The organism is Pseudomonas syringae group sp. J309-1 (genome assembly GCF_032582135.1).
In the GTDB taxonomy this organism is placed as follows: Bacteria; Pseudomonadota; Gammaproteobacteria; order Pseudomonadales; family Pseudomonadaceae; genus Aquipseudomonas; species Aquipseudomonas quasicaspiana.
Map to the genome: position 1 here is coordinate 1 of NZ_JAWHNU010000136.1, position 601 is coordinate 601.

Here is a 601-nt window from a genome sequence, read left to right on the forward strand (position 1 = left end):
TCGGACGGCCGTCCGAAAAAGGCCGCGGAGCCACCGGAAAAAGCAGGACATTGCTGCCGGGCCGCTGCAATTCGGCAAGGATGTTGTCGGTCTCGGCGAGACGATCCCGCGCGGCGTCCTCATTCCACCGTTTCTTGGAGACCTCATTTTCGAGGGTGCGAGCTTGAGCACGCAGTTGGTCGATACAGACTTGCAGGAGCCGGGCGTCCTCGGGTGAGAGAACACGCGCTTCGTGGGTGTAGTCGTCGAATTGGTGCAGCAACTGGTGCAACCCATCCGACAATTCGAGCGACAGGGTCTGTCCCATGGTCATTCCTCCCACTGACGGTTTTGATAGGCGGCCTGGATGTGCTTGAGGGCGAGATCAGCCTGTTCGCCCGCAGCGAGCAGGTGAGCGATGCGCAGGGTCTTGTCGATTTGACCGAGGTGGCCTGGCTTGCGACCGATACCGGTAAGCAATGTGCGTTGGTCGGTGTCCTGGATGCACCATGCGTCGATGATCATGGCGATGTCTTCGGGGTAGGGCTGCATCTTGTAGAGCCGTTTGCCAAAACGCCGCTTGATCTGGGTGTAATCCGGCCCGCTCGAACGGTCCTTGAAA

At 59.7% G+C, this 601-nt stretch carries 2 protein-coding genes; both read right to left on the reverse strand.

Annotated features, from left to right (window positions below; all coding sequences use genetic code 11):
• Positions 1 to 307, reverse strand: a 307-nt coding sequence (locus tag RX972_RS29090) for a hypothetical protein (protein ID WP_316880747.1), incomplete at its 3' end; no start/stop codon positions are given.
• 2 nt (positions 308 to 309) lie between these two features.
• The coding region (locus RX972_RS29095; RefSeq protein ID WP_316880749.1) for a hypothetical protein at positions 310 to 601 on the reverse strand (292 nt) is incomplete at its 5' end.